Consider the following 19,958-nt stretch of genomic DNA (forward strand, 5'->3'; position numbering starts at 1 on the left):
AAAATTATACTAAAGCTGTCAATTAAGAAAGCAAATTCTTATCATGACCTTTTAAAAAAGCGCTCTCAGAGAGGTGACAAACGTGATATCGAATCGATTAAGCATCGAACAAGCGATTAATAAGGGAGAAACTTCGCTTGGTATTGAATTTGGGTCCACGCGCATTAAAGTTGTACTTATCGATCATAGCTTTCAAACGATCGCTTCTGGAAGTTACGAATGGGAAAATCAGTTGAAGGACGGTTTTTGGACGTACAACTTGGAAGATATTATCAAAGGTCTACAAGACGCCTATCGCGAGATGAAGGAAGAAGTTGCTCAAAAATACGGAATCACCCTTCAAACGGTTGGTTCAATCGGTTTTTCTGCAATGATGCATGGATACATGGCTTTCGACGAGCACAATGAACTGCTTGTTCCATTCCGGACTTGGCGTAATGCAACTACAGGTGCGGCTGCCAAAGCATTGACCGAGCTGTTTGGGTTTAATATCCCAGAACGCTGGAGCATTGCTCATCTTTATCAGGCGATTTTGAATGAAGAAGAACATGTGCCACAGATACGTTTTGTTACGACACTAGCAGGATACATTCATTGGCTATTGACTGGAAATAAAGCACTTGGTGTTGGTGATGCATCCGGTATGTTTCCAATTGATGAAACTACAAGAAATTTTAACGCTTCCATGATACAGCAGTTTGATGAACTTGTTGCAAGCAAAGCTTATCCGTGGAAGACCAGTGATTTACTTCCTAAGGTGTATGTTGCAGGAGAGCAAGCAGGCGTTTTAAGCGAAGCGGGAGCTAAAATTCTGGATCCATCGCTGCATTTACAATCAGGTATTCCGCTTAGTCCTCCAGAGGGGGATGCTGGAACCGGGATGGTTGCAACGAATAGCGTAAGAAAACGCACCGGGAATGTATCTGTAGGAACCTCTGTTTTTGCCATGATTGTATTAGAAAAAGAACTTTCCAAGGTTTATCCGGAAATTGATATGGTTACTACTCCGAACGGAAGTTCAGTGGGCATGGTTCATGCGAATAACTGTTCAAGTGACCTCAACGCCTGGCTCGGGTTATTCCGTGAATTCTATGAAGCCATGGGACACAAAATGGATGCCAATAAATTGTACAGCGTGCTATTAAATAAAGCTTTGGAAGCAGATCCTGATGCCGGTGGATTACTAAGCTATGGTTATCTCTCAGGAGAGAATATTACTGGGTTAGAACAAGGTCGTCCGCTATTTGTCCGCTCGCCGGAGAGCAAATTCAATCTGTCCAACTTTATGCGTACACATCTATTCAGCGCCTTTGGTGCTTTGAAAATTGGAATGGACATTTTGACGAAGGAAGAGAATGTAGCCATTGATAGTATTTTAGGCCACGGCGGCTTATTTAAGACTCCTGTAGTGGGTCAAAAAATGATGGCAGCTTCAATGAATGTTCCTGTTTCCGTAATGTCGACTGCCGGTGAAGGCGGTGCATGGGGAATGGCTATTCTTGCCGCTTACATGATGAATAAAAATCAGGAAGAAAGTTTAGAAGACTTCCTCGATCAAAAAGTGTTCAAAGATGTTAAGGGTGAAGAAATTCATCCAGAGGCAACCGACATTAAAGGATTTGAAACCTTTATGGAACGTTATAAAAAGGGTCTGGCGATTGAGCAGTCCGCTGTTGACAATTTAGTGTGAAAATGGAGGTGGCAAGATGTTAGAACAACTTAAAGAAGAGGTTTTTCAAGCCAATCTGGAATTGCCGAAGCAAGGACTTATTAAATATACATGGGGAAATGTGAGTGCAATTGATCGTGAAAGTGGATTATTCGTAATCAAACCTAGTGGTGTAGATTATGAAACAATGAAAGCCAGCGATATGGTAGTTGTTGATCTGGATGGCAATGTGGTTGAAGGAGATATGAGACCTTCCTCCGATACACCTACTCACGCCGTGCTTTATAAGCATTACTCCGAGATCGGGGGAATCGTTCACACGCATTCCACTTGGGCAACCATTTGGGCTCAAGCAGGACTAGATGTTCCTGTCATGGGAACGACCCATGCTGATACCTTCTATGGTTCCATTCCTTGTGCGCGTTTCTTGACGCAAGAAGAAGTCGATCGTGGTTACGAAGCGGAAACGGGTAATGTAATCATCGAGACCTTTGAACAACGTGGGATCGATATTATGGCGGTTCCTGGTGTTTTACTTAAAGGACACGGACCCTTTACTTGGGGGAAAAATGCGAAATCGGCGGTAATAAACAGCGTAGTTTTGGATGAAGTATCCAAAATGAATTTGTTTGCAAGAGAGCTGAACCATTTTGCTGAGGAGTTGCCACAACGTATTTTAGATAAACATTACTTGCGAAAACATGGAAAAGACGCTTATTACGGACAAAAATAATTAAACCACAAAATTACGAAAAGAGGATGAATATGTCAACAGCAGTAGCAAAAGAATTTTGGTTTGTCGTAGGTTCACAACATCTTTATGGCGAAGAAGCATTGGCTGAAGTTAAGGCGCATGCCCAAACGATGACAGATGCTTTGAATAAAAGCGGAGTTTTGCCTTACCCACTAGTGTTACAGGATTTGGCTGTCAGCGCAGATAAAATCACAAACATCATGAAAGAAGTCAATTACCGCGATGAAGTTGCCGGTGTTATCACTTGGATGCATACCTTCTCACCTGCAAAAATGTGGATCCGCGGAACTAAAATGCTGCAAAAGCCTTTGCTTCATCTAGCTACGCAATATAATGAAAGTATCCCATGGGCAACGATCGATATGGATTTCATGAATCTAAATCAAGCCGCTCATGGTGACCGTGAATATGGTTTTATTAACGCCCGTTTGAACAAACAAAACAAAGTGGTAGTAGGCTACTGGGAACGTCCTGAAGTCCAAAAGCAAATTGCAGAATGGATGGACGTAGCCGTTGCTTATAACGAAAGCTTTAATATCAAGGTCGCTCGCTTTGGTGACAATATGCGTAACGTTGGCGTAACCGAAGGAGATAAGGTTGAAGCCCAAATTCAATTTGGTTGGACTGTTGACTACTTTGGTATTGGCGATCTAGTACAAATCATTAATGAAGTTAAAGAAGAAGAGATCGACGCCTTATTCGCTGAGTATTCAGAGCTGTATGAATTTGATTATGGAACTAACAGCAAAGAAGCTTGGGAAGCTAGCGTGAGAGTTCAAGCAAGCTATGAAATTGCTATTAAACGTTTCCTTGATCAAGGTGGCTACAACGCCTTCACATCGAACTTCGAAGATTTACACGGAATGAAACAACTTCCAGGACTTGCTGTTCAACGACTGATGGCACAAGGCTATGGTTTTGCTGGAGAAGGAGATTGGAAGACTGCAGCTCTCGATCGCTTGCTTAAAGTGATGAGCCATAACCAATCCACTGGCTTTATGGAAGATTACACTTATGAATTGACGGTTGGTCAAGAATCCATTCTACAATCCCATATGCTTGAAGTAGATCCTACTTTGGCAAGCAACAAACCCAAAATTATCGTATCTCCACTGGGTATTGGTGGTAAAGACGATCCAGCACGTTTAGTATTTGACGGTAAGGCAGGAGACGGTGTAGTTGTTTCCATGGCTGACTTTGGGACTCATTACAAACTATTGATCAATGAAGTTACTGCTTTCGAACCAACGGTTCCAGCTCCCAACCTTCCAGTAGCTCGTGTACTTTGGAATGTTAAGCCTAACTTCCAAGATGGGGTTAAAGCATGGATCGAAAATGGTGGCGGTCACCACACCGTTGTTTCATTAACGCTTACAACAGACCAGATTATTGCTTATGCAAAACTTGTAAACTTGGAATATGTAGTTATTAAATAATAGCAAAGCTTTATTACGATTAATAGGACTCCATTCCTCGAGCTTTTTGAGGAATGGAGTCCTATTTGTTTGTTCGATTTCTTTCAATAAATGCGATAGTTTCCACTTAGGGCCAATAAACTAAAGAAGTACAGACAGTTATCATAATAACGACGTTGTCCAGTGCGCAATGGTGTATCCCAAAACAAACGGACAAAATGCTCTGCCTCCGGGCCATTAGAAGCTAGGGAAGCCATGGCATTGGTCGCCAACAGACCTGTCGGGTGCAGCGCCGGTTCGTCGAAGGGCTGTCCCTCAATGGTATACCGCCGGTAATCGGAAACTTTGATATTCCTAAAAAAAGCCTGAATCCGGTTACATTGATCGACCTGCCAGATGTCCTTTTGGAACCAAGCCCAGTCCAGACCGATATTAGCCGCTACCCGGTAAGCATCACTGAAAAAATGGCTGAAATCACCATGAGGCTGGGGTTCTGCCGGGGACCCGTTAAAATTAGCATATTCGGGAGCAAGGCCAGTTATCGGATGGCATGCAGTATGCAGATATGTGCGGCTGGCTTCCGCGGCTTCTCGCCAAAACATGTGGTCACGTTCGTCAGCCCACAAGGCGAACAAATCATAGAAATGGGGGAGATGGTAAGACGGATCACTGAAGGTGGATTCCGGTACGAATTTGATCAATTTCGTTTCCGCGTCCCACATTGAGTCGCCATCTCCTGTTTCAGTTTTATGTACACAAGCATGCAATATCGTTCGGGCCTGCTCAGAATAATTATAAGGTTCCGGACCGTTCCCCCAACGTTTTGAGGCAAAAAACAGAGCCATGGCGAAAAACTCTTCGCCGTCCGGTGCAGGTCCCTGAGAAATCCTTGTACCGTCAGGCTTGCAGTGCCAAGCAAAGTAATTGGCATAGCGACCTTCTTTGTGCTGCATAAACGTCTTTGAGAAGTTCCATAGACGATCAAACTCTTCTTTTTTATTCATTTGAACGGCCATCATCATCCCGTAGGACATTCCTTCCGACCGAACGTCTAGATTACCTGTATCCAGGATATAGCTATTATCCTCGTCCTGCGGATAGTATATTCGTACGTTCGGATCTCCGTAAAACAAATCATTCCAAGTTTCATTGAGTTTAGCGTTGATATCATCTTCAGAAAAGCCGAGCTCCTTAAATATATTGCGATATTCCCCTGTATAAAAAGCACCTTGTTGTTTCATTGTCATCAAAAACGACCTCCTGTGAACTACAACATGCAGTCCATTTTAGTAAAAACTAAGGATGGATGGTTTGAATGGTGCCATCAACGTTGTATTTCAGCTCCGTATATTTTACAGAACGCTTGTTGTCAGCACCACCAGATAAAGAACTATCATGATAAAATAAATACCATTTCTCTTTAAACTGAACAATAGAATGGTGTGTTGTCCAGCCCAGGACGGGTGTAAGTATTTTTCCTTGATATACAAAAGGCCCAAGCGGATCTTTACTGATAGCGTATACAATATTATGTGTAGTACCCGTGGAATAAGAAAGATAATAATAACCGTTATATTTATGAACCCAAGGACCTTCAAAATATCTTCTCTCTTCATCTCCAGCAAGAATCGGATTTCCGTTCGTATTGATAATGGATATTTCTCTAGGTTCACCTTCAAAGCTCAGCATATTCTCGTTCAACTCCGCTACGATAGGTCCAAGAGCTGGTGCCATTGCAGACGGCCCCTCGGCATCCGGAACAAATGAGCCGGTTTGCCATTTTTCAAGTTGACCGCCCCAAAGACCACCAAAGTATATATACGATTTACCATCATCATCAACGAAAACGGCGGGATCAATGCTATAACTGCCGGGAATGTAGCTTGGTTCAGGTGTAAATGGTCCGGAAGGTGAAGCTGAGGTGGCGACCCCGATTCGGAAAATATCGTCATGGTCTCTAGCTGGGAAAAACAAATAGTAGGTATTGTTTTTGTATGCTGCATCCGGAGCCCACATTTGCTGCTTAGCCCATGGAACATCCTTCACATGAAGCACTTCACCGTGGTCAACACAAGGAGAGCCTTCTCCATCAATAGAAAGAACATGGTAATCCTCCATATTATATTGGTCACCGTTGTCATTAGAGATCATTTCGTGATCCAGGTCATGTGAGGGATAAATATAAATTTTACCTTCAAATACATGAGCGGAAGGATCCGCAGTATAAATATGAGTTACGAGAGGTTCATTGGGTTGCACAGGCTTTGTCAAGTCATTTCCTCCTATAAAGTTAATCGCTTACAAAGCTAATGGTATAAGAACTTTAGGACGCTGTATATATAGCAACTATAGTTTATACCCCACAAAGTTTAGGACATAAAAAAGAACCTTTATTCAAAGGTTCTTTTTTTACTACTGTCTTTGTCCGTGGAATTGTCGATGAAGTTCCCGCACTTGTTCTGCAAGCTCCGTTACAGGGCCATCTACGACCGCATTATGGATGACTTCCTGAATGCTCAAATTACGGACAGGTGATGCTGCAATGCCCATTTCGCTTAACCACTGTGATAATTGCTGCGAAGAACTGGCATATACAATCCTTCCTAATTGAACCCAACCGTGAGCTGCCGCACACATAGGGCAATGTTCCCCGGAAGTATACACAGTTGCCTGCTTACGTTCTTCCAGTGACATATTCTGAGCTGCCCAGCGAGCTAAAGCGAATTCGGGGTGCTGAGTATGGTCACCACCGCCTACATGGTTACTGTCTTCGGCCAAGACCTCTCCATTTGCTGAGACCAGGATGGAGCCGAAAGGTTCGTCCCCAACCTCGAGTGCAATTCGGGCAAGTTCAATACAACGCTGAAGATGTTTGATATCTGTATCGTTTATCATGATAATAGAGCCTCCTGAAATTTAATTTATAGATAAATCTCACGAACAGTAGGCCTGAGCCTGTTTGTTCACCGCATTCTTCTATGTTAGCATGTAAAGTATTCGATTAAAAATATGTCATGCAATTTCAAGATAGGGAGGACATCTAGAAATGAAACACCCATTTATTTTAAATGCCGTATGGAACGGCGGTCGTAATAGTGATGGAACGATTGAAGCTGGACAACTCAAGACTCAAATCTCCATTCCGAAAGAAATGGGCGGGCCAGGAGTTGGAACGAATCCGGATGAGATGCTACTGGGTGCCGCGGCAACCTGCTATCTCATTACACTAGCAGCTATGCTGGAGCGATCAGGGCTTACGACTTCCAGCCTGACGTTAACATCAGAGGCGACAGTGGATGTAACAAATAACATTTTTACATATGAAGCGATCAAACATTCACCCATCATCACACTTACCGAAGATGCGTCACAGGAAGATATTGATAAAGCAATTCGTATTGCTCATAAAGCAGAAGGCTCTTGTATGATTTCCAGAGCTGTAGCAGGAAATGTACAAATTACCACAGAGCCAACAGTGCTAACATTAAGTATGTAAGGTTAAGTTCTAAAGGAGTTATCCCTTAGGAATCAGAGAGGAGAAATTAACTTTGAACGTCCAGTTGTATAAGGATTTGATCAAGGATGAACGTGGGAATTATTACGTAGCGGTGCAAAAAGAGGGCAATGAACTGACCTTGGTAAACGCAATGCTTGAGCGTTCTTATCAGGACCTCCTGGAATTTAATGAAGAGTTTAAAAAGAAATATGCGGAATACGAGCACCAGTTCATCGGCAAAGTGATTATGGATAAGCTGCGGCACGATGTTGTGTTCGCGTCCAAAGAAGACGGCCATGGACGAATGTTTAATCTGGCAGCGATTGCCGGCGATTACAAGGTTACTTTTATTGATATGATTGAATTTTACCGAAACCCTCGAGTAGGACGTAGCCATGACAACGACATCCATTAAGCTGAGTGTTTTGGACCTTGTACCTGTATTTGATAATGTGGATGCAAGCTTTGCTTTAGGACAAGCCGTGGAACTGGCTCAAACAGCTGAAAGACTGGGATATACTCGTTATTGGGTTGCTGAACATCATGATATGCCGGGCTTAGCGTGTACCTCTACAGAGGTGTTTTTATCGCATATCGGAGCGAGAACACAGCATATCCGCATCGGATCGGGAGCTTTATTGCTGCCGCACTATAAGCCGTTAAAAGTAGTGGAATCTTTTCATTTGCTGGCAAGTTTATATCCGGGACGCATCGACCTTGGGTTAGGCAGGGCTCCTGGCGGTGCTGCTGAAGTAAGCTTAGCGCTGAGCGGGAATTTTCTCGAAAATGTTTGGAAAATGCCGGAACTGCTTAAGGGAGTTACCGAATTGTTGCAGGGGAACTATTCATATGAAGGACGTCAGATAACCGCCCGTCCGACTCCACCCGAATCGCCAGAGCTGTGGATGCTGGGTACAAACAAGAAAAGTGCAGCATATGCTGCCGAGTTTGGAGCAGGCTATGTGTTTGGTCAATTCATGAGCGATGTAGCTGGGGAAGAGATTTTGCAAGCTTACCGTGAAGCTTTTATCCCTTCTTCAGTTAATGCTAGTCCTCGGGCCATCGTAGCTGTTGGCGTTATTTGCGCCGAGACTGAGGAAGAAGCAGAGCGGCTAGCCTCTTCCGGTATGACATTATTTCAACAAGCAGGCTCAGCCGAAGAGAAATCCAAGCTTTTGGAACGTAAACTGCTGATAGGCACACCCAAAAATATCAAAGAAAAGCTGGAACAATTATCTCACTTGTATGGAGTTGATGAATTCATTATCGTTACTATGATTCCAGACTATGAGAAACGGTTGCATTCGTTTGAGTTGCTTGCCCGCGCTTGCTTGAATTCTAACTAGCCCTTTCTTCATGCAATGATGCTAAAGGAGGTCCACATAGATGCAGACTCATACCTCTGACTCCATTAAAATCCCTCCCGGATTTTGGGCTGGATTAATTCAATTAGGAATAACCGCTCAAGATATAGCCAGTAAAGCAAGTCTACCCCTGAGCCTTATCACGGAGTCAGCAGTCACCACAGCCCAATATTTCGCTATCTGGCAGGCATATTCGGATCTCGTTGGAGACACTGCTGAGGGAATCATCAAGCTAGCAACTGTTTTTGAAACCACACAATATCCGCCGACCGTCTTAGCCACTTATCATGCTAAAGATTATCGCGACGCTCTAAACCGAATGGTGCGCTATAAACGAATGTGCCCTCCAGAAAGCTTGCATATCGTCGAGGAGGGAGAGTTGTGTGCAATCGAATTGAATTGGCAGCATCCCGAGTATTCCGGTCCACCGCTGCTGCTTGGTCTTACACTGGCGTTTTTATTGGAGCTTGGGCGGCGGGGAACAGGTATACCTCTGACAGCACAGTTTGTAGAATTTTCACAACCCATAGTGAATTTACAGGTTCTTGAAGCTTATTTCGGCTGTCGAATTCAGATCGGTGCTGAGACTAACCGCTTAACGCTACGACGAAGTGACTTGGATCTGCCCTTTATCTCGTATAACGAAGAGTTGCTAGAGATTCTGACTCCCGTTTTGGATCGGACACTTGCTGAACAGCAGGGCAGTCGCTCAATTACTGAAAGGGTCAAATGGATTATGAAACGCAGCCTTAGCGGAGGCCAACCCGAGATTCAAACCGTTGCTAAAGAGCTAAGGATGAGTGCTCGTACCTTACAGCGGAGGCTTACTGAAGAAAATACGAGCTTCAAGCATTTGCTGACACAAGCCAGACATGAGCAGGCGCGAGCGTATTTAGCAGATCCTTCCCTCGATGTTAAAGAGGTGGCTTTCTTGATCGGATATGAAGATCAGAACTCGTTCTATCGTGCCTTCCGACTTTGGGAGGGAGATACTCCTTCAAATTGGCGTGTTAAACAAGAAGTTTGGCGCAAGACACTAGTTACTGAATAATCCCGGTAAGATAGTATAAATACTAGCCGATGCTCAGTACAGTTCTTGAGAAACTGCTAATTAACTTGCCATGATAAAAGGAGAAAAGAAATATGGATATGGGATTAAACAATAAGACAGCTTTAATTACAGGATCTACAAAAGGTATTGGTAAAGCTATCGCCTTTGAACTTGCCAACGAAGGCGTTAATGTACTAATAAATGGACGTAATTATGAAAAGGTAGAACAAACAGTAAATGAAATTAAAGCAAAATTCCCGGAAACTTCTCCACAGAATGCTACAGCCGATATTGTAGATATGGAGCAAAGAGAAGCTTTATTTGAAAAACACCCCCATATCGATATTTTAGTTAATAATATGGGGATTTATGAACTGATGAGCTATGACGACGTTGACGATGAAATATTTGAAAAATACATCCGAACGAATGTTCTTGCTGCAAATGGATTAACAAAATTTTATTTACCAAAAATGTTAGAAAACAATTTTGGTCGCGTGATCTTTATCGCTAGTGAAGAAGCAATAATGCCGTCAGCTCAAATGCCACAGTATGCAATGACAAAATCAATGCTATTATCATTGGCAAAAAGCTTATCTAAATTAACAATTGGAACAGAAGTAACCGTCAATACTATCATGCCAGGACCAACACTCTCGGAAAATGTGCAGCAAATCATCGATGGAATGTACCCAGATGAAGCGTTGACCTTTTCAGAAAAAGAGAAAAACTTCATGGCTAAAAACTTACCTCAATCTGAAATACAGCGATTTATTAAACCTAATGAAATAGGTAGACTAGCAGCATTTTTGAGCAGTCCCTATGCCTCTGCATTTAAAGGTTCTCCGATCCGTATGGATGGGGGCATGGTACCTACTATTTTCTAAATGTAGTATCGATACACAAAAAGCCACTCCTTATGGAATGGCTTTTTTTATTTGATATATTATTCACTGTCCTCCGGTATAACAAAGGATACCAAAGTACCTTCACCTTGTTTACTTTGAATAAAAAGACCCTGACCATACAATTGCATCAGTCTTCGATGGGTGTTAGCCAGTCCGATGCCACTTTTAGCTTTCATGGTCGGTTCCAACAACAACGCGAGCGTTCTATGATCCATACCTTGCCCATTATCCTCCACTTCGATCTTTACAGCATTGTTCAGACGTGAGATCCGAATATAAACGGTACCCCCCTGTTGACGCTTGAGCAGACCATGCTTGATAGCATTTTCTACCAAGGGTTGGATGGATAGAGGGGGTAACAGGATATTAATGTCTGGATCTACCTCCCAAACAACGGAAATTCGTTCTGCAAATCGTGTTTGTTCAATATACAAATAAGATTCTACCAGCTCTAGTTCATGTGAAAGGTTCACGAGTTCTCCGATATTTAAAAAGTCAAAGCTGATTCGCAAAAAGGAAGTAAATGCAGTGATGAGCTCTTGCATCTTTATAGTATCCATATCACTGAGTGCCGCAATAGAGTTCAATGTATTGAACAAGAAATGGGGTTGTATCTGTGCCTGTAGATAAGCCGCTTCAATACGCACCCGTTCATTAAATGAAATTTTCATCGCTGTTAAAGCTCGAATGCGATATTTGAGTTCAACTGCATCCACCGGTTTGGTAACATAATCATTTGCGCCGGAGTAGAATCCAGTGTAAATATCCTCAGGTTGACTGCGGGCAGTCAGCAATAGCACTGGAAGCTCATATAGGGAATAAAGAGCGCGAACCTTTTGCGTTAATTCATATCCTGACATATGCGGCATCATTACATCACTAATCAGTAAATCCCAACTCTTTTTATCTAGCCAATCCAGTGCCTCTTGTGCTGAGTTCACTGTCGTAATGAGATAAGGTTCGTTTTCGAGAATGCCCTTTAGCACATTCAGATTAACAGGGTCATCATCTACCACCAAGAGATTCACCTTAGCATCTGTAAAGAGTGGCGGGATTTTGTCAGTGTGTTGATTAGTTTGTTCGGAAATCCCCCATTCAGCCATCTGCTTATAAATCTCATCTGGTGTATACGTTGTTATAGGTGAAACCTCTCTTACTATCTGTTCGCTATAGGAATCAGCAAGGGGTAGTGCAAAACTGAAAGTTGAACCTTTGCCGAGTTCAGAATGTATGCTCAAGCTGCCACCATGTAGTTCTACCAACTGCCTACTAATGCTTAGTCCCAGTCCAATTCCACGCCCGTCATTTATTCCGTGAGGGCCTTGCTCATAGGGGAGGAATACCCGCGCCATGGTCTCTTCGGTCATGCCTACTCCGGTATCTGTTACATATATAAAGACATGAGCGTCTTTTTCCTCAGCTGAAACAGAAACAAGTCCTTGCTCGGTGTATTTGAGCGCGTTGTGCACTAGATTTAATAATACTTGTACTAGTCGTTTCTCATCCGCAAGAATAGGAGGCATAGATTCTGGTATGTTCATGGATAGCCGTACCGGTTTGCCTTCAATCATATATTGAAGCATATTGATGACTCCGGGAACCACCGATTGAACCAAAATAGGCTCCTGATACAAAATAACGCGATGCTCTTGAAGACGTACTACATCCAGTAGATCACCAAGCATATGGGACATGCGGCGGCTGATAGTAATCAGTAACTCCATATCTTGCCGGCTACTCTCGTAGAGTCTATCCTTTTCCTTCGTTATTATATTTTGCGCGATATTCATAATTCCATGAACTGGTGTTCGCAGCTCGTGAGAAGTATTGGCGAGAAACTGATCCTTGAGTTTGTCCGCTTTTTTCAGCTGCTCATTTAGCTCCATGTTCTCTTTGGCATTCTGAAAATACTTTTTAAACCAATAAGCTGAGAAGCCAACGATGGCGGCAATAATATCCACAGGATAGTAGACAATTGAATAATGGCCGTTATTATCCCACAAATTCCATAACAAATTAGAGATGATGGCTGCACCTGATATCAGTAGAAAAACAACATCTTTTTCATCTTGCCTTTTGAACAATAAGCGCCCCAAGCTATAAATTAACCAGATGAAGGGAATATACTGAAACACTTGAATGATTCCCCAGTGAATCGATGTACTGACCAAATAAGCAGGAACGATAAATATAAATAAGGTATAAAGAAAAAGACACAACGTGTAAGCGCGTAACCACTTGTTGACTTCGGCACCTGAGGTGAATTTCCTGAAAACAAGCAGAATAAAAAGGTTCTGCCATAAGAAGGCGATTAAACGGATTTTTAATGACCAAGTGTAATTAATCGGCAGTAATGCTAAAACTAAATTGTCATTTCGGGCTAAAAGGATTACGGCTACAGATAATGTCATTAGCCCTACAAGAAACAGGGCACGTTCTTTAGGATTAAATAAATACAGAATACAGGCATACAGCCCATGTAGTAGCAGGATGATTGCAGTAAGCATTTGAAATCCAACGGTATAAAAATTTGTCCGGTTAACCACTTCCTGAGAGCCAAAGAAAATAGGCCCACTAATACCGCCTTTATAGGGGTGATCAAAATTTGCTACCTGAATAAGTACATCTATTTCTGTCATATTTTCCGAAAAATATGATGCTGTAAATGAGGTGGTTTTTGGTGCATATGTATTGGCATCGAGAGAAACTGTCCCATTATTGAGAATAGGGATACCGTTAATTTCCACACTGGAGGCGGAATAAATTTGTTTGATCCAGAACGAGATAGGTTCCTGAAGCGGTTCTACCAAAATACGCAGACGGTAAGTCCCGTATCCATATGAAGTTGTCTGATCAGTTTCGATAGCGTGGCTCCATTTCCCAGGAACTTGAAGCGCTTTGGATTGATTTGGGATAGTGGAAGTCTTGGATGAAACAAATTGCGAAGGATAGAAGCTCCATTCACCATCTAGCCTGAATAAGTTAGCTTTCTCCAGATCCTGGCCACGTAAATCCAGTACACCGTTGCTAATCATAGGTACATTGTTGGAAACCTTAAATATGCTGAACCAAATGCAGCGTAGGCCAAAGAGAATGCTGATAAAAAGTAGAATGATTGCTAATTTGTTTAGGATCGTATTATTTTTCATGAGAACATTATAGCAAATAATTCTAATCTAGATTCTAAAATGGATTTATTTATATAAGATGAGCAAATGCAAGCAATGATCTTAAAGGACAGTATAGTTATAATTGTTCTTTCTAAACAATAACTTGTAAATATTGTTATTATTAGAGAGGGCGTTTTCATCGCTAAGAGGTCAAAAATCTGCAATAGGTAATGCACTGAAAAGAAAAGGAATGAACCTAATGTCTAAGGAAGAAGTATTAAAAGGCGGTAATGTAAATCATATAGTCCGTATGGCGAACACTGTTCGCCGCCCTATAGGTTATTGGAGTCCGAATGTTCATGAACTACTCAAACATTTGGAAAAACAGGGCTATGAGGGAGCACCCAAATTCCTCGGAATCGATGATTCTGGTCGTGAAATATTGACATTTATTTCTGGAGAAGTTGCAGGGAATAATTATCCAAACCTTGAACCGTATATGTGGACGGACGAAACGCTTGTGGGTCTGGCACACCTTATACGTCGTTTCCATGATGTGACTACAGTGTTCAGGCCCAATATGGAAGACAGATGGCAGCTTAGCTATGCCGATGATGCCGAACATGAAGTGATCTGTCATAATGACGCAGCATTGTATAATGTTGTCTTTCAAAAGGAGGCTCCTGTGGCGCTCATTGATTTTGACATGGCAGGTCCAGGTCCGCGTATGTGGGACATTGCGTACACCCTTTACACATCTGTTCCACTTGCGAGTTTTGCACCTGACCATACTTCTGGAACCATAGTAGCATACCAATGTGAAATACATGACGTAGAGCGACGTCGGCGAATTCATTTGTTTTTTGAAGCTTATGGAATTCCCGTCCCAAATAATCTGCGACAGTGGATTATACAACGTTTGATAGTACTGTGTGATACGTTGAGAAATGGTGCTGCTGATGGGAATCCTGCCTTTCAGAAAATGGTTGATGAGGGTCACTTGGCCCACTATGAGAGTGAGATTAGGTTTGTAACAGATCATTTCGAAGATTGGATATAAAAATCGGATATTCCGCTCACGGACAGGATCATTGAATAAAATTAAAATAGTATACCATTAGAATTGAGGTCTGAGAATGAGTGTAAAACGAATTGTCACAAATATTAAAACGCAGAATGTTTCGGCAGCAAAAAGCTTTTACCAGGACGTACTCGAGCTTGATTTATTGATGGATCATGGTTGGATTGAAACATACGGCTTACTGGGGAAGGAGAACATTCAAATAAGCTTCGCATCACAGGGCGGCTCCAATACGCCTACTCCTGATCTATCGATTGAAGTTGATGATGTCGATGCAGTGTTTGAACGTATGAAGAGTGCTGGATATACGATAGAATATGGACCTGTTGATGAGCCTTGGGGTGTTCGGCGATTCTATGTCCGCGACCCATTTGGCAAACTTATCAACATCCTTGCTCATGGACATTAGATAAACGGTCACGGCGTGCAGAAATCTAGATTGTTAAACAAACTTGAAACGATAGTGGAGGAGCTTCCTATAGGGGAGCTCCTTTTATTATTAAACTAACGGGCAGGATAGTCACAATGAGACTTTGAGACTTGGTTTGATTCCGGATAAATAAAAGTTGCAAAAAGGAAAAATATTGCTATACTAAGTTTAAACGTTATTTTAAATGCTATTTAAAATGTTGTTTAAATCAGGGTAAATATACTTGGAGGTTGCCTATGGAGACAGACAAAAAGTTGGAAACAAAAGAGAAGATTATGCGTGCCACACTGGAGTTGACCAAACAAGAAGGCTTTGAAAGGATCACTATAAAAAAAATTGCAGAAGCCTCAAGCACGAATGTCGCTCTAGTTAACTATTACTTTGGGTCCAAAGAAAACTTGTTTAGCGAGTCCATCAAATTGATATTGAACAGCTTTCAGCATACCTTTGCCATACTTGACGATTTCTCTATATCCTCACGGGATAGATTGAGGCAATTTTTACTAGATTATTTGCAAGTGATCCGTCAATATCCCGAATTGCTCTCCAGAATCATCCTGATGGGCAATACCGTGTTCTCCTCCCAGCATGAATATGGATCATTTTTGAATCTATTGGGGTTTCCTAAGATACAAAATACTTTAAGAGAGTTAACCGATGAACAGCAGCCAGAGCACCTGATGACCATGACGATGCAGATTTTTGGAGCGCTTTTTCTACCAGCACTTATGAGTCCTATTCTAGAAACAGGAGCTTCCGTGAAGATTGCACCTATAGAGGAACAGATTGACTTGCTCTTTGCAAGATACTTTCATTAATAAACTCAGATTGAGGTGATTAAATGAATTTTTTGAGAAAATATTGGCAGGATATAGGACTATTCATTGGCATTGTTATATGCATTTATCTTCTAATGAACTGGGAAACAATACCGCGGATAAACAGCATATTATGGTTAAGCTTTGTTGCGATCCTTCTTCATCAGTTTGAGGAATACCGCTGGCCAGGGTACTTTCCAGGCATATTCAATATAGCCCTTTTTAAAAGTGAATCCCCTGACAACTATCCGTTAAATAAACAGTCGGCAATGATTATTAATGTGGTCATCGCCTATGTGTTCTACTTGCTCCCTGTATTCTTCCCGTCAGTAGTATGGCTGGGGATGGCACCTGTTTTAATGGGCTTTTTCCAAATCATTTTCCATGGAGTCGTCATTAATATAAGAGCAAAAAGCATGTATAATCCAGGATTAGTCTCCGCAATTATTGTACATTTACCGGTGGGGATCTGGTACATCAACTACTTATATGAGCATCATTTAATAACCCTCTCAGACTGGATTTGGAGCGCAATTTATTTTGCCATAGCTGTTTATATTTTAATAGTGAAAGGAAATACATGGATGAAAAACAAAAACTCCATTCACAAATTTTCGCAAAAACAATTATGGTCTTTTCGTAAGTAGGTCCTCATAACCCACCAGAAGGTCCAGTTGTTATAACTCTTGATGTAAAATTAGATGGGTTAATGTAACTGAAATTGAAGGATGATTATTTTCTCAACTAACGGGAAACGTTAGTTCAATAACACACAATGATGAGTAGGTGCTTCGTATCCTGCTCTTTTTTATTAAACTCCCATGAAAATTAAATCTGCAGTAACTGTAAAGAGGCAAAGTAAATAAGACGCAGTCCATTCATTTTTTTGAATGTCACAGCATCCGAAATAAGAATATGGGTGTCTTAATGAATTAGGAGACTTCTGCAATAGTTACAGAATAACCTAAGTTTTCTAGTCTTCGAACTGCGTATTTCACAATAGATTGTTGCTTCTGCTTGTCAAAGTAATCTTCGCCTAGATCCACGTACATTTCTTCACGAGTCAACAAATAGTAGGCTATTCTCAACCTAGCATGCGCGACAGAGATTGCAGCCCTTTTTCTTCCTTTTCTTGCCGCTGTTCGTCTGTACATGGCACCAAGATAGTTCTTTGAGGCTGATAAGGAATGGGCTGCTTCCACTAAGGCGGACTTCAAATATTTGTTTCCGTTTTTAGATTTAGCAGATTTTCTTTTTCCTGCACTTTCGTTATGCCCAGGCACAAGTCCAGCCCATGAGCATAAATGCGCAGCACTGGGAAACTGCTTCTTAATGTTGGTCCCAATTTCGGCTAAGATTTGTTCTGCCATTCGAGTGGCTATTCCAGGAATTGAATCTAAACGTTCGACATCGTCAGAAAATGGAACAACCCTCATAGCGACTTCCTGGTCTAGCACTGTGATTTGTTCACTTAAAAAATCAATGTGAGTTAAAATAGTCTTAATCTTCAAGCGTTGATGAGGGTTTACATAGCCGTGTAAAGCAAGTTCAAGGTCATCCTTCTTTCGTTTCATGGTGCGTCTAGCAAAGTTCGCTAGTTTCTCAGGATCATCTTCACCATCAGCAATAGCATGAAGCATATCACGAGAGGAGACCCCCATAATATCAGAGACAACAGAGATGAGTTTAATATTGGCTCCTTCTAACACTTTTTGAATTCGGTTATGTTGTCTAGCTCGTTCTTCGATAATACTCCGACGGTAACGAACAAGTTCTCGAAGCTCCCGTTGATTTCGATCTGGAATGAAACTTGCTTTAAGTAACCCATGACGAAGAAGCTTTGCAATCCATTCGGAGTCTTTGACATCTGTTTTACGTCCAGGCAAAGCTTTCATATGCTGGGCATTCACTACTAAAAATTCTACGCCTTCAGCTTCAAGCAAATTTACAATAGGCTTCCAAAATACACCTGTACTTTCCATAGCGACGTGAGTGCATTCATGTTGTTTAATCCAGTCAATTAATTGTAAAAGAAACACTGTTTTAGTCGGAAACGATTGAATCTCCTTTCCATTAGACGTTAGAATACATGCGGTAATGTTATCCTTATGAATATCCATACCACATGCCCGTTCAACTACGATTTTCACTCTCAAGTATCCTCTCTACGGCTAAATTAGGTAAGAGGCTGGTGCAACAATCAGAGTAGGATTAATCTCCCATGAGTGCTTCCCGAAAGGGAGCGACAATCTGTGATGCACCGTGATCGTTGGAGTCAAACTAACGGATGGGCTCGTAGGCACCATAGCTTATCGACCTTCCTCTCCCAGCCATAGTAGAAGTATTAACAAATACAAATATTTTCATCATCTGTGGTGCAGCGCTTGCGCTGCATGTAGGGCTAGCTAGATTTGGAATAAAAGAGAGGTCGAGCCTTTTGCAGTGGCCGAGGAGGAATACAGTTCCAGATATGAAGAAAGGCGGGGTGTTGATGTGTTATAAAAATGCGTTGACACAAAAGTAATTAGGAACCATACTATTTATATGAACAACAATAATAAATGACATTGACGCTATTCCCTCGCTTGTAAAATCCAAGCGGCAGATTGATCGCTATATGCTAGACATAGACGCAGAGGCTATACTCGTCGCGTCTAGGCTAATGGCAGCGGAAGCCAAGCTTCACTATGGACAGACGAATAGTTAATAACAATTTAATTGAGAAAAGGGAGGGATCCATCGTGAAAATAAGAGCGATAATTACAGGTGTTACGGGGATGGTTGGCGAGGGTGTTTTACATGAATGCCTGCAGCATCCTGATGTGGAACACGTTTTAGTGATTAACCGCAAACCATGCGGCGTTTCACATCCCAAATTAACTGAAATCATCCACAAAGATTTTTTTGATTTATCTGCAATCAAGTCTCAATTAAGCAACTATAATGCATGCTACTTTTGCTTGGGTGTAAGCTCTGCTGGTTTGAAGGAGGAGGAGTACTCACGATTATCGTTTGATCTTACTGTGCATATGGCAGAAATGCTCGCAGGCTTGAACCCAGATATGGTGTTCTGCTATGTTTCCGGAATGGGGACGGATAGTACAGAGCTAGGAAAAAAGATGTGGGCAAGAGTGAAGGGCAAGACAGAAAATCACCTCATGCAGCTGCCTTTCAAAAAAGCATACATGTTTCGTCCTGCCTACATCAATCCAATAAAGGGATTAAAAAATACGCATAAATCTTATTATGCATTTATGTGGCTATATCCTATTCTAAGAAGACTTTTTCCAAACTTTACCGTGTCTTTAAAGGAGCTTGGTATTGCAATGATTCATACTGTTACAAAAGGATATGATAAATCTATTCTTGAGAGCAAGGATATCATTAAATTGGCTAAATCCGAACCGGGTACTTTTGGCTGATCTCATAATCTAATTCATCTGAGTTCAATAATACAGCTGTTTTATCCGGGTAATTATTCTCAATGTGTCGCTCTCCCAAGCACAAAGCGCAATCTTATGGAGAACGGGCATATGCCTCCTTGGCTCGCGAACCACGTTGTGGAAATTCAAACCATGTCTACGGTGGTACCAGAAAGACCAAATGACACTGTGAAGCGCTTACTCGGCAGGGAGCCACGCACGTTAGGGGCCTTTCTGCATGAGTGTGTAGAAAATTTCAGGTAGAGGCGGAGTCCACCTATTTTGAAATTTGTCTCATTGGCAGCATTTTGTTCCGATCTCAGACAAGTCATTGAGCTCCCATGAAAATTAAATTAGCTCAAAACTAGTAAAAGAACAAACTTCGTTCTACAATTACTAAAGACTAGGCTGGTGCAAAAACCAGAGTAGGATTAATCTCC

18 protein-coding genes and 2 pseudogenes are annotated in these 19,958 nt (G+C 41.8%); 15 read left to right on the forward strand and 5 right to left on the reverse strand.

The genetic code is table 11. From position 1 onward, the window contains the following. Positions 1-82 precede the first annotated feature (82 nt). The 3 genes from MKY19_RS14655 to araA are packed head-to-tail and all read left to right on the forward strand — an operon-like array spanning position 83 to position 3,859. Positions 83-1,690: an FGGY-family carbohydrate kinase gene (locus tag MKY19_RS14655; RefSeq protein ID WP_339803930.1), complete on the forward strand. Its 1,608-nt coding sequence runs from the start codon at positions 83-85 to the stop codon at positions 1,688-1,690. A 16-nt stretch (positions 1,691-1,706) separates the two neighbouring features. Continuing rightward, positions 1,707-2,402 carry an L-ribulose-5-phosphate 4-epimerase gene (locus MKY19_RS14660; protein ID WP_042188210.1) on the forward strand — a complete coding sequence of 232 codons (696 nt, stop codon included), beginning with the start codon at positions 1,707-1,709 and terminating at the stop codon, positions 2,400-2,402. A gap of 32 nt (positions 2,403-2,434) precedes the next feature. After that, positions 2,435-3,859, forward strand: a complete 1,425-nt coding sequence (gene araA / locus MKY19_RS14665; protein ID WP_149645589.1) for an L-arabinose isomerase — start codon at positions 2,435-2,437, stop codon at positions 3,857-3,859. Between the two features lie 83 nt (positions 3,860-3,942). Here the strand turns inward: araA and MKY19_RS14670 are convergent, their stop codons facing one another. The 3 genes from MKY19_RS14670 to MKY19_RS14680 form a co-directional block, all read right to left on the reverse strand. After that, positions 3,943-5,085: a glycosyl hydrolase family 8 gene (locus MKY19_RS14670; protein WP_339803934.1), complete on the reverse strand. Its 1,143-nt coding sequence runs from the start codon at positions 5,083-5,085 to the stop codon at positions 3,943-3,945. A gap of 49 nt (positions 5,086-5,134) precedes the next feature. Further along, complete coding sequence (locus MKY19_RS14675; RefSeq protein WP_339803937.1) at positions 5,135-6,109, reverse strand: glycoside hydrolase family 43 protein; 975 nt, start codon at positions 6,107-6,109, stop codon at positions 5,135-5,137. A 141-nt stretch (positions 6,110-6,250) separates the two neighbouring features. After that, positions 6,251-6,733 carry a nucleoside deaminase gene (locus MKY19_RS14680; protein ID WP_042188217.1) on the reverse strand — a complete coding sequence of 161 codons (483 nt, stop codon included), beginning with the start codon at positions 6,731-6,733 and terminating at the stop codon, positions 6,251-6,253. A gap of 151 nt (positions 6,734-6,884) precedes the next feature. Here MKY19_RS14680 and MKY19_RS14685 point away from each other — a divergent pair, with 151 nt between their 5' ends. The 5 genes from MKY19_RS14685 to MKY19_RS14705 all read left to right on the forward strand — a co-directional run bounded on the left by MKY19_RS14685 (position 6,885) and on the right by MKY19_RS14705 (position 10,636). Then, positions 6,885-7,334, forward strand: coding sequence for an OsmC family protein (locus MKY19_RS14685; RefSeq protein ID WP_339271310.1), 450 nt, complete (start codon positions 6,885-6,887; stop codon positions 7,332-7,334). A 52-nt stretch (positions 7,335-7,386) separates the two neighbouring features. Then, the gene (locus MKY19_RS14690; RefSeq protein WP_339271312.1) at positions 7,387-7,749 is read left to right on the forward strand and encodes a hypothetical protein; all 363 of its coding nucleotides are present in this window, start codon (positions 7,387-7,389) and stop codon (positions 7,747-7,749) included. Next, the gene (locus tag MKY19_RS14695; RefSeq protein ID WP_339803942.1) at positions 7,730-8,680 is read left to right on the forward strand and encodes an LLM class flavin-dependent oxidoreductase; all 951 of its coding nucleotides are present in this window, start codon (positions 7,730-7,732) and stop codon (positions 8,678-8,680) included. The genes MKY19_RS14690 and MKY19_RS14695 overlap by 20 nt, the downstream gene beginning before the upstream one ends. Before the next feature lie 40 nt (positions 8,681-8,720). After that, on the forward strand, positions 8,721-9,749 hold the full coding sequence (locus MKY19_RS14700; RefSeq protein ID WP_339803946.1) for a helix-turn-helix domain-containing protein: 1,029 nt from the start codon (positions 8,721-8,723) through the stop codon (positions 9,747-9,749). Between the two features lie 92 nt (positions 9,750-9,841). After that, positions 9,842-10,636: an SDR family oxidoreductase gene (locus MKY19_RS14705; protein ID WP_339803949.1), complete on the forward strand. Its 795-nt coding sequence runs from the start codon at positions 9,842-9,844 to the stop codon at positions 10,634-10,636. Between the two features lie 59 nt (positions 10,637-10,695). Here the strand turns inward: MKY19_RS14705 and MKY19_RS14710 are convergent, their stop codons facing one another. Further along, positions 10,696-13,806, reverse strand: coding sequence for an ATP-binding protein (locus MKY19_RS14710; RefSeq protein WP_339803952.1), 3,111 nt, complete (start codon positions 13,804-13,806; stop codon positions 10,696-10,698). A 220-nt stretch (positions 13,807-14,026) separates the two neighbouring features. Between MKY19_RS14710 and MKY19_RS14715 the strand changes: the two genes are divergently transcribed. From MKY19_RS14715 to MKY19_RS14730, 4 genes are all read left to right on the forward strand, one after another. Further along, entirely contained in the window at positions 14,027-14,827 is an 801-nt protein-coding gene (locus tag MKY19_RS14715; RefSeq protein WP_339803955.1) for an aminoglycoside phosphotransferase family protein, read from the forward strand. A gap of 76 nt (positions 14,828-14,903) precedes the next feature. Beyond that, positions 14,904-15,257: a VOC family protein gene (locus MKY19_RS14720; protein WP_042188233.1), complete on the forward strand. Its 354-nt coding sequence runs from the start codon at positions 14,904-14,906 to the stop codon at positions 15,255-15,257. A 257-nt stretch (positions 15,258-15,514) separates the two neighbouring features. After that, positions 15,515-16,096, forward strand: a complete 582-nt coding sequence (locus MKY19_RS14725; RefSeq protein ID WP_339803959.1) for a TetR/AcrR family transcriptional regulator — start codon at positions 15,515-15,517, stop codon at positions 16,094-16,096. 23 nt (positions 16,097-16,119) lie between these two features. Continuing rightward, positions 16,120-16,743 (forward strand): HXXEE domain-containing protein, encoded by a 624-nt coding sequence (locus MKY19_RS14730; protein ID WP_042188240.1) that lies wholly within the window; start codon positions 16,120-16,122, stop codon positions 16,741-16,743. A 285-nt stretch (positions 16,744-17,028) separates the two neighbouring features. Here the strand turns inward: MKY19_RS14730 and MKY19_RS14735 are convergent, their stop codons facing one another. Continuing rightward, positions 17,029-18,246: an IS110 family transposase gene (locus tag MKY19_RS14735; RefSeq protein WP_339803963.1), complete on the reverse strand. Its 1,218-nt coding sequence runs from the start codon at positions 18,244-18,246 to the stop codon at positions 17,029-17,031. Positions 18,247-18,650: 404 nt separating this feature from the next. Between MKY19_RS14735 and MKY19_RS14740 the strand changes: the two are divergent. The 3 genes and pseudogenes from MKY19_RS14740 to MKY19_RS14750 all read left to right on the forward strand — a co-directional run. Beyond that, positions 18,651-18,785 (forward strand): annotated as a pseudogene (locus tag MKY19_RS14740) (MarR family transcriptional regulator); the annotation flags it as partial. A 52-nt stretch (positions 18,786-18,837) separates the two neighbouring features. Next, entirely contained in the window at positions 18,838-19,518 is a 681-nt protein-coding gene (locus MKY19_RS14745) for an NAD-dependent epimerase/dehydratase family protein (protein WP_339803966.1), read from the forward strand. 84 nt (positions 19,519-19,602) lie between these two features. Next, a pseudogene (locus MKY19_RS14750) lies at positions 19,603-19,782 on the forward strand (SDR family NAD(P)-dependent oxidoreductase); the annotation flags it as partial. Positions 19,783-19,958: the final 176 nt, after the last annotated feature.

The sequence above is a fragment of the Paenibacillus sp. FSL R5-0744 genome (assembly GCF_037972555.1).
Classification (GTDB): domain Bacteria; phylum Bacillota; class Bacilli; order Paenibacillales; family Paenibacillaceae; genus Paenibacillus_AQ.